General features: G+C 70.1%; 8 protein-coding genes and 2 pseudogenes. 2 read left to right on the top strand and 8 right to left on the bottom strand.

Annotated features, from left to right (window positions below):
- Together AC3WPZ_RS26735 and AC3WPZ_RS26730 are read right to left on the bottom strand one after the other, a co-directional pair.
- A pseudogene (locus tag AC3WPZ_RS26735) lies at window positions 1-76 on the bottom strand (ABC transporter ATP-binding protein); the annotation flags it as partial.
- A 484-nt stretch (window positions 77-560) separates the two neighbouring features.
- Window positions 561-1,502: pseudogene (locus tag AC3WPZ_RS26730) on the bottom strand (efflux RND transporter periplasmic adaptor subunit); the annotation flags it as partial.
- A 150-nt stretch (window positions 1,503-1,652) separates the two neighbouring features.
- On the opposite strand from AC3WPZ_RS26730, the gene AC3WPZ_RS26725 reads away from it, so the two are divergent.
- Both AC3WPZ_RS26725 and AC3WPZ_RS26720 read left to right on the top strand, forming a co-directional pair.
- Window positions 1,653-3,206: an ATP-binding protein gene (locus AC3WPZ_RS26725; protein WP_444686847.1), complete on the top strand. Its 1,554-nt coding sequence runs from the start codon at window positions 1,653-1,655 to the stop codon at window positions 3,204-3,206.
- Complete coding sequence (locus tag AC3WPZ_RS26720; protein ID WP_444686848.1) at window positions 3,199-3,915, top strand: response regulator; 717 nt, start codon at window positions 3,199-3,201, stop codon at window positions 3,913-3,915. The genes AC3WPZ_RS26725 and AC3WPZ_RS26720 overlap by 8 nt, the downstream gene beginning before the upstream one ends.
- A 116-nt stretch (window positions 3,916-4,031) precedes the next feature.
- Here the strand turns inward: AC3WPZ_RS26720 and AC3WPZ_RS26715 are convergent, their stop codons facing one another.
- The 6 genes from AC3WPZ_RS26715 to AC3WPZ_RS26690 are packed head-to-tail and all read right to left on the bottom strand — an operon-like array spanning window position 4,032 to window position 8,528.
- Window positions 4,032-4,955 carry a metal ABC transporter solute-binding protein, Zn/Mn family gene (locus AC3WPZ_RS26715; protein WP_444686849.1) on the bottom strand — a complete coding sequence of 308 codons (924 nt, stop codon included), beginning with the start codon at window positions 4,953-4,955 and terminating at the stop codon, window positions 4,032-4,034.
- Window positions 4,952-5,854: a metal ABC transporter permease gene (locus AC3WPZ_RS26710; protein ID WP_492442383.1), complete on the bottom strand. Its 903-nt coding sequence runs from the start codon at window positions 5,852-5,854 to the stop codon at window positions 4,952-4,954. The genes AC3WPZ_RS26715 and AC3WPZ_RS26710 overlap by 4 nt, the downstream gene beginning before the upstream one ends.
- Window positions 5,854-6,603, bottom strand: a complete 750-nt coding sequence (locus AC3WPZ_RS26705) for a metal ABC transporter ATP-binding protein (RefSeq protein WP_382156918.1) — start codon at window positions 6,601-6,603, stop codon at window positions 5,854-5,856. The genes AC3WPZ_RS26710 and AC3WPZ_RS26705 overlap by 1 nt, the downstream gene beginning before the upstream one ends.
- Complete coding sequence (locus AC3WPZ_RS26700; RefSeq protein WP_382156916.1) at window positions 6,600-7,541, bottom strand: metal ABC transporter solute-binding protein, Zn/Mn family; 942 nt, start codon at window positions 7,539-7,541, stop codon at window positions 6,600-6,602. The genes AC3WPZ_RS26705 and AC3WPZ_RS26700 overlap by 4 nt, the downstream gene beginning before the upstream one ends.
- Before the next feature lie 49 nt (window positions 7,542-7,590).
- Window positions 7,591-8,202 (bottom strand): DUF6162 family protein, encoded by a 612-nt coding sequence (locus AC3WPZ_RS26695; protein ID WP_444686851.1) that lies wholly within the window; start codon window positions 8,200-8,202, stop codon window positions 7,591-7,593.
- Window positions 8,199-8,528, bottom strand: a complete 330-nt coding sequence (locus tag AC3WPZ_RS26690) for a hypothetical protein (RefSeq protein WP_382156912.1) — start codon at window positions 8,526-8,528, stop codon at window positions 8,199-8,201. The genes AC3WPZ_RS26695 and AC3WPZ_RS26690 overlap by 4 nt, the downstream gene beginning before the upstream one ends.
- Window positions 8,529-8,726 lie beyond the last annotated feature (198 nt).

Here is an 8,726-nt window from a genome sequence, read left to right as displayed (position 1 = left end):
AACGTTCGCTCTTCCAGAAATGATAGGCCGTGCCCAGCTGGCGCTGCAGGCCGACGCGCACGTTCTCGAGCACGCTCCTCTTCGCTCATGTTCTGGAACGCTTCGGGGCTCATGCGCGGGCGATCGCCGCCCGCACCCGCCGCCGCGCCCGCACCGCCCGGCGCGGCACCACCGGCGGCTTCGCGTTCCTTGCGGCGCTGCTCGCGAAAGCGCGCGCGCTCCTCGTCCGTCATTTTCTCGAACGCCTCGCGGTCCATGCGAGGACGCTCGCCGCCCGCCTGCGCGACCACGGTGTCGGCCACCGTCTTGAAGGACGCCGACGGAATGGCGGACGTGCTCGTGCCCCGCTGCGTCGGCGCCGCCGGGGCGGCGCCCGGGGTGGAGGGAGCGGGCGTGGCACCGGAAGGCGCGGCCGGCGTGGGCGCAGCGCCGGCGCCCGGGTTGTTGCGCGCCCCGCCCGGCCCGCCTTGCTGCCCGCCGCGGTTGCCCTGGGCGCCGCGCTGGATCGTCAGCGCCGACATCGGCACCACCAGCACGTCCTTGGCCTCGGCCACCACGAAGAACACCTGCGCGGTCATCTGCGTCATCAGGCTGCGGTTGTTGTTGGGCACCTCGAACAGCGCGTTGTAGAGCACCACGTTGTTGGTCACCGTGGGCGTGGGTTCGATCTTCTTGAGTTCGCCGTACCAGCGGCGGCCCTGGCCACCCAGGGTGGTGAAGTACACCGGCATGCCGCCGCGCAGCTTGCTCACGTCGGCCTCGGACACCTGGGTCTGCACCGTCATCACCGAGAGGTCGGCGATGCGCATCAGCGTGGGGGCCTGCTGGTTGGTGTTCAGCGTCTGGCCCTGGCGCGCGGTGATGCTCACCACCGTGCCGGCCATGGGCGCGTAGATCTTGGTGTACTTGAGGTTGGCCTCTTCCACCCGCATGCTGGCCTGCAACTGCTCCATCGAGGCCTTGAGCGACTGGATCTGCGCACGCGCCGTCTTCACCGCGGTTTCCGCGTTCTGCAGCGTCTCGGCGGTGGTCGCCTCTTCGGCCATCAAGTTCTTCTGGCGCTGCAGGTCGCGCTCGGCCTTGGCCAGTGTGAGTTCGCGCTCGCCCATCTGGGCCTGTTGCGAGCGCAGCTGGGCGCGGCTGGCGTCCACGCGCGCCATCGAGGTCTCGGCGTCGATCTCGGCCAGCAGGTCGCCCTCCTTGACCTCGCTGCCCACCTCCACGTGGATCTTGCGCAACTGGCCCGACACCTGAGCGCCCACGTCCACATAGTCGCGCGGCTGCAGCGAACCGGTGGCGCTGACCTGGTCCTCGATGTCGCCGCGCTGCACCGTGGCGGTGATGTAGGCGCTCTCGGTCTTGGCGCCCGGCCCCCAGCGGTAGTACGCAAAACCGCCCCCCCCGAGCACGGCCAGGCCCACGAGCGCGATCAGCGCCAGCTTCCAGGTCTTGCGGCGGCGGGCGGCGGGGGCCTTGCCCCCTTCACGTTGGACTTCGTTCATGACAATGCGTTGAGGTTCTGGATGGAGGGCGCCCGCAGGGCTTGCCGGGATGATGCGGGATATTGCCCGCGAAATATGGAAAGAATGAGCAAGCAGAACGCCCTGGCTTGCACAAAGTTTGAAAGATTTGGGTTTAGTCTCGACCACACCATGCAGACCGACCGTGCCACCCCCTCGTCCAGCCGCCGGGCCTGGCTTTCGCGCTTCGACACCCTGCGCGTCAAGCTCTTCCTGGCCATCGCGGGCGCCAACGTGGTGCTGGTCATGTCCGCCTACCTCATCTACAGCTGGAGTTTCGACAAGGGCCTGGTCGAGTACCTGAACAAGGCCGACGAAAACCGGCTGCAGCCCATGATCGTGCGGCTCGCCGAGGGGTACCGCCAGCAGGGCAGCTGGGCCTGGATCACCGAAGACCGCCAGCGCTGGCAGGACCTTTCGCGCGAAGTGCTGGGCACCGGCCGCATGCAGCGCCGCCCCGCCGAGCCGCAGGCAAGCTCACCCGGCCTCCCTCCGGCGCAGACGCCGGCCGACGTGCAGCCCCATGCGCATCCACCACCGCCGCCGCCATCCGCGCAGCCGGCGCCCGGCACGCCGAGCGTGCCGCCGCCCCTCACCATCGACCCCCGGCTGCTGCTGCTCGACCCCGGGCGCAACCTGCTCGCCGGCCCGGAAGGCCGCACCGAACAGGCCGTGCTCAAACCCATCCAGGTCAACGGGCAGCTGGTGGGCTACCTGGGCTACGTGCCGCGCCTGCAGATGGTGGCCTCGCTCGAACGCGTGTTCCTGGCCCAGCAGACCCGCACCTTCGCCGCCATCGCGCTGGGCATGCTCGCGGCCGTGCTGCTCAACGCCGCGCTGATCGCGCGCTGGCTCTCCCGGCGCCTGCACGTGCTCGGCGAGGGCACGGCGGCCGTGGCCCGGGGCGACTACAGCGTGCGCCTGCCCGCGCGCGGCCACGACGAACTCGCGCAATTGGCCGAAGCCTTCAACCACATGGCCACCTCGCTGCAGGCCGCGCAACAGGCGCGGCAGCAATGGATCGCCGACATCGCCCACGAGCTGCGCACGCCGCTGGCGACCTTGCGCGCCGAGATCGAGGCCTTGCAGGACGGCATCCGCCAGCCCGACACGGCCAACCTCGACTCGCTGGCGCAGGAGGTCAGCCGCCTGACGCGGCTGGTGGAAGACCTGCGGCTGCTCTCCCTGTCCGATCTGGGCGCATTGGACTACCGCTTCGCCCCGCTCGACCTCGGCCGCTTCGTCGGCCACCACCTCAGCGACGCCGCGGGCCTGCCCGGCCGGCGCCTGCAGGTGCGCACCGAACTGGCCGACGGCGTGGAGATCCGCGCCGATGGCGATCGGCTCGACCAGGTGCTCAACAACCTGCTGCAGAACACACAGCGCTACAGCGCCGACCCCGCCACGCTCAGCGTGCAGGTGCGCCGCCAAGACACCGAGGCCCAGCTGACCTGGGAAGACACCTCGCCGGGCGTGCCGCCCGACGCCCTGCCCCGCCTGACCGAGCGGCTCTACCGCGTGGACGAGTCGCGCGCCAGCGCCAGCGGTGGTTCGGGCCTGGGCCTGGCGATCGCGCACGCCATCATCGTCGGCCACGGCGGGCGCATGCAGGCCTCGGCCAGCGCGCTCGGCGGCCTGCGCTGGGACATCTGGCTGCCCCTGAACACGGAAGCCGCGCATGGCTGAGCGCAGCATGATGGCCAGCCGCATCCTCATCGTCGAGGACGAAAACAAGATCGCCGGCGTGCTGCTGGACTACCTGAAGCAGTCCGGCTTCGACACGCACCACCTCACGCGCGGCGACGAGGTGGAAGACTGGCTGGAACACCACCCGGTGGACCTGGTGCTGCTGGACCTGATGCTGCCCGGCAAGAGCGGGCTGGACGTCTGCAAGGCGCTGCGCGCCGGCACGCCGGGCAAACAGGCGCCAGCCATCATCATGGTCACGGCGCGCGTGGAGGAGATCGACCGCCTGCTCGGGCTCGAACTCGGGGCCGACGACTACATCTGCAAGCCCTTCAGCCCGCGCGAGGTGGTGGCGCGCGTGAAGGCGGTGCTGCGGCGCGGCACGCACGCGGTGGAGGCCACGGCCGACGACCTGCCCCATGGCCTGCAGCTGGACGACGCCGCCTGGCGCGCCACCATCGCCGGGCACGACCTGGGCCTGACCGCCGTGGAGTACCAGCTGCTCAAGGTGCTGAGCGCGCGGCCCGGGCGCATCTTCTCGCGCGAACAGCTGATGGACTCGATGTACCAGGACGAGCGCATCGTCTCGGACCGCACGGTCGACAGCCACATCAAGAAGCTGCGCCGCAAGATCCAGGAGCAACTGCCGGAGCAGGAGCTCATCCACTCGGTCTACGGCCTGGGCTACAAATTTGAACCACCCCTGTAGCGGCTGCGCCGCTTTCCCCTCAAGGGGACGACACCAGCGGCCTGGCGAAGCCAGTTCCGCGGTGCCTCTGGAATCGACACCGTGCGCGCCGGACGCGCCCCTTCTCCTCCGTGCCTTCAGCGGGCGGCGATGGCGCCCAGGCGCTGGGCGTTCTCGCGCAATTCGCCCACCGGGTCGCGGCCCTCGGTCAGCAGCACGATGGCGCGCACGCCGGCCTGTTGCACGGCCTGCGCCACGGGCGGCGGCAGCTCGCGGTGGTGCAGCACGGCGGACACCGAGGCGCTGCGCAGCCGTTGCGTCAATTGCGTGAGCGCCTCCGGCGTCCAGGCTTCGTCGGCGCGGGCGTCGGTGCCCGCGAGGTCGAGGTTGAAACCGTTGACGAGGTAGTCGAGCCGGTCCGAGAGGCTGAACACCGCGAGGTTGCTCGCGTTGGCCAGGCGGGCTTCGCTCTGCGCCGTGATGCCCAGCAGCTGCTGGCGCAGCGCGCCCACATTGGCCTGCAGGCGCGGTTTGGCGGCGGGCACCAGCCGGCCGACGTCGCTGGCGATCACGTCGGCCATGCGGCCCAGGTTCACCGGGTCCAGCCAGGGCAGCGCGTTCGCCGCGGCGTCCTGCTCCTGCAGCGCCATGCCGGGCAGGGCGGCGTCGAGCGGGCGCGCCGCGTCGATCTCGACCAGGCGGATGTTCTGCCGGCGCGCCAGCGGAAACAACGGGTCGTCGGGCCAGATGGAGCGCAGGGCGATCACGGCGTCGGCCTGGCGCGCGGCCTCACCGAGCCCGGCCGCGCCACGGCCGGAGAAGAAAGCCAGCTGCCGGTTCGGCGGCAGCGTCTCGGGCACCGGCCGCAGCACCACGATGCCGGTGTCGCGCACCAGCGAGGTGGTGAGCGCGGCCACCACGGGATGGGCCACCAGCAGGCGGGCCGGCGCCGCGGCGGCGGCCACGGGCGCGGCAGGCGCCTGCGCGGTGGCGGCACCGGCCGACAGGGCCAGCAGACCGGCCAGGCACCAGGCCGGCGGGGACAGAAGACGCGAGGTCATCCAGCATGTCCTTTCAGTGACGGGGTGAAGCCCCGGATGACCGCCGCGAGCGCGAACAGCGCTCCGGCGGTGAGGATGATGGCCGCGCCCGAAGGCACCGGCAGTTCGAGTTCGATCGGCACCAGGATGCCGATCTGCGTGCTGACGGTGGCGATCGCCACGCTCAGCCAGAAAAAGCCCCGCAGCGACAGGCTCAGCAGGCGCGCAGCGGCCGCGGGAATGATGAGCAAGGCACCGACCAGGATCGCGCCGATCACCTTGACCGAGGCCAACGTCACGATGGTCACCAGCACCACGAACAGGTAGTCCAGCAGCTTCACGCGCACGCCGCGCACGCTGGCCAGCTGCGGGTTGAAGCTGGCGAGCATGAAGCGGTTGTACAGCGGCACCGTGAGCGCCACCACCAGCGAGCCGACCACCGCGAGCACCAGCAGGTCCCCGGCGTCCACGGTCAGCACCGAGCCGAACAGCACGTTCTCCAGGATGTGGATGTTGACGCGGCCCGACAGCATCAGCAGCAGGCTCGCCCCCATGGCCAGCGAGACCGCGAGGAACACGCCGATCAGGGTGTCGGGCGAGAGGCCGGTGCGGTTGCGCAGGTAGTTCAGCAGCATGCCGAACAGCAGGCAGTACGCGAACAGGCTGCCATAGGGCCCGGTGTAGGGCTCGCCCAGCAGGATGCCGATGGCCACCCCGGTAAGCGCGGCGTGGCCCACGGCCTCGGAGAAGAAGGCCAGCCGCTTGACCACGACCAGCGTGCCCAGGCCACCGAGCACGGGGCCGATGAACAGCCCGGCCAGCACGGCGTTGACCACGAAACCATAGGCCAGCGACGCGGGCAGCGTGCCCTGCTCGGCCAGGTGCTGGATGCCCTGGCGGAAGGTATCGAATGCGCTCATCAGGCCACCGCCTTGTCTTTTTCTTCTTCGCGCCGCTGCCGGCTGGAGAACAGCGCGAGCACGCGCTGCGGGGTCAGCGTCTCGGCGGCCGGGCCGTCGAACAGCACCTGCCGGCTCAGGCCGGAGACGTGGTCGGCCAGGCGCGTGACGGCGTCGAGGTCGTGCTCGATCCACAGCACGGTGACGCGGGTCTCGCGCCAGTGCGCGAGCAGCTTCTCGAAGATCGCTTCACCGGCTTCGTCCAGCGCGGACATGGGTTCGTCGAGCAGGATCAGGTCGGGCGAAGGAATCAGCGCCTGCGCCAGCAGCACGCGCTGGCGCTCACCGCCGGAGAGCGCGCCCATGCGGCGGCCCGCCTTCTCCAGCATGCCCACCTGCTGCAAGGCCTGCTCCACCGGCTCGCGCCAGCGCGGCGACAGGCCGAGGAACACCGGCCGGCGCTGGCACATGGCGCCCATGAAGTCCATCACCGTCATCGGCAGGCCGGCATCGAAAGCCAGGGCCTGCGGCACGTAGCCCACCACGCCCGGCAGCTCGCCGGGCCAGGTCAGGCTGATCTGCCCCCGGTGCGGCACCTGGCCGAGCAGGGCCTTGAAGAGCGAGCTCTTGCCACCGCCATTGGGGCCCACGAGCGCGTGCACGGTGCCCGCCGCCACGCGCAGGTTCACCTGCCGCAGGATGTCGGTGTGGCCCAGGGTGAGGTCGACGGATTCGAATGCGATGCCGGGTCCACCCGCGATCGCGCTCACGCGGACTCCTTGATCGCGCGCACCACAGTGGCCAGGTTGCGGGCGATCTCGTTCTCGAACTTGTCGGCCGTGTACGGGCCGTGCGAGATGTGCGTCAGCGCGTACAGGCGCACGCCGGTTTCGCGGCGGATGGTGTCGACGTAGGCGGACGGGAAGTCCATCTCCGAGAAGATCACCTTCACGTCGAGCGAGCGGATCTGGTCGATGGTGCCCTTGAGCTGCGAGGGGCTGGGTTCGATGCCGTGCGCCGGCTCCACCACCGCCGCCACTTCCAGGCCGAACTCGCGCAACAGGTAGTCGTAAGCGCCGTGGATGGTGGCGATGCGCAGGCCGCTGGCGGGCGCCTGGGCCAGCTGGCCCAGCGCGTCGGCGCGCAGCTTGCGCAGCTTCTGCGCGTAGGCGCGCGCGTTCGCGGTGTAGGCGTTGGCGTTCGCGGGATCGAGCTTGCCCAGTTCGCGGGCGATGGTGTTCACCTGCGAGATCGATGCCGTGACCGACAGGAAGGTGTGCGGGTTCACCACCTTGCCCGAGGTGCCCCGGCCGGTGCCCACCGCGGCGAGCAGCGGCACCTGGGCGTTGGCTTCGATCACCTTCAGGTCGGGCTTCTCGCTCGCCGCGATCATGCGGCCGGCGAAGTCGTCGTGGCCCACGCCGTTGAGCACGATCACATCGAGCGAACCGATGCGCTTGATGTCTTCGGTGCGCGGCTCGTAGGCGTGCGGGTTGAAGCCGGCGGGAATGACGGGCACCACCTCGGCCAGATCGCCCACCACGTTGGCGACGTAGCTGTAGTAGGGGTGCAGCGTGACGCCAACGCGCAGCTTGCGCGCCTGCTGCGCCCAGGCCGGCACGCTGGTGGCGGCCAGGGCCATGGGGGCCCAGGCCAGTGCGGACAGCAGGTGTCGGCGGCGCGCGGAAGGCGGGTGGTGGTCTGACATGAGAGGGATCCCGAAAGAAAAGAAAACGGAAGCGCGAAAGACAGAGAGGTCAGTGCGCGGTGTCCTTGCGCGTCACGCCGGCGTCGTAGCGCACCACGACCTGGCGCCAGCCCTGGCGCGTGAGCGAGGCATCGTCCAGCTGCTCGGGCCAGGCATTGGGGCCCTCGCGGTGCACCCAGACCTCGACCTCGTCGTCGTGCGCATGCGCCTTGGGCGATGCTTCACCCTCGCCTTTGGCTGGCAGGCGCAACAGGAAAGACGCCGCGACATCCGGTGCCGCGCTGCGGCCCACATAGGCCACGTCGTGGCCTTGCACCTGGGTGCGCCATTCGTGGCCACCGCGCGCGGCGGCACCGACACCGGTGACGAAGGGCGGCAGGTCCATGCCACGCAACTGCTCGATGGCCGGCAGAGCCTTGTCGGTCTCGATCAGCGCGGTGATTTCCTCGGCCGCCACCAGCAGGTCGGCGTGCACGCCCTGCTCCGCCGCGTTGAGCTGCGTGCGGGCGTCGATCTGGTGCGACGACAAGGCCGCCGCCGCCAGCGGCTGCGCGCGCGCGCCGATCAGGATCGCGGCCACCGCCAGCACACAGGCCGCGGCCAGCACCACCCACAAGGTTTCGTGTCCCGCGCCCGCGGGGCGCACCACTTGCGTGGTCATGGCTTGACGTCGGTGTGATCGACCTCGGCCGAATGCTCGCCACCGTCCTCCAGGCGCACGAAGAATTCGCCCGCGGGCCGCTTGAACTGCAAAGCCGAATCGCCGCCCAGCGTGCCCTTGAACAGCACGCGCTCGTCGTAGGCCTTCACCTGCACCGACATGCCGACCGCGTCGCTGCCATCGGAGAACTCCCCGACGCAGCGCACCATGTTCTCGGCCGCGGGCTTACAGGTCAGCAACAGGCTGTGGGCCGACGCCAGACCGGGCAGCGCCGCGGCCCCCACGAACAGGGCGGACAGGAACAGGGGGTGAAAGCGTTTTTGCATGGACCAGGGTTCGTCGAGACATGCCCGGAGCGGCCGAACCGGCCCGGCATGGACAATAATGAACGATAAATGAGAATTGTTCCCATTATAAACAGCAGCTTGAATCCCCCAAAGGCTCTGCTCCTGTTTTTGCTGCACCGCTCCCAGGCCCGCCGCCCACCCACGAACCCATGACGCCCCAACACACGCACCCAGCCC

This window comes from Hydrogenophaga sp. FW305-3-2-15-A-LB1 (assembly GCF_058787875.1).
The sequence above is the reverse complement of the archived record's forward strand: the minus strand, read 5'-3'. Positions and strand labels throughout refer to the sequence as shown.

Coding starts and splice junctions, on each gene's coding strand:
- AC3WPZ_RS26710 (WP_492442383.1), bottom strand. CDS start 5,854: ATGAGCGCATTCGATACCTTCCGCCAGGGCATCCAGCACCTGGCCGAG.
- AC3WPZ_RS26690 (WP_382156912.1), bottom strand. CDS start 8,528: ATGCAAAAACGCTTTCACCCCCTGTTCCTGTCCGCCCTGTTCGTGGGG.
- AC3WPZ_RS26720 (WP_444686848.1), top strand. CDS start 3,199: ATGGCTGAGCGCAGCATGATGGCCAGCCGCATCCTCATCGTCGAGGAC.
- AC3WPZ_RS26695 (WP_444686851.1), bottom strand. CDS start 8,202: ATGACCACGCAAGTGGTGCGCCCCGCGGGCGCGGGACACGAAACCTTG.
- AC3WPZ_RS26700 (WP_382156916.1), bottom strand. CDS start 7,541: ATGTCAGACCACCACCCGCCTTCCGCGCGCCGCCGACACCTGCTGTCC.
- AC3WPZ_RS26715 (WP_444686849.1), bottom strand. CDS start 4,955: ATGACCTCGCGTCTTCTGTCCCCGCCGGCCTGGTGCCTGGCCGGTCTG.
- AC3WPZ_RS26725 (WP_444686847.1), top strand. CDS start 1,653: ATGCAGACCGACCGTGCCACCCCCTCGTCCAGCCGCCGGGCCTGGCTT.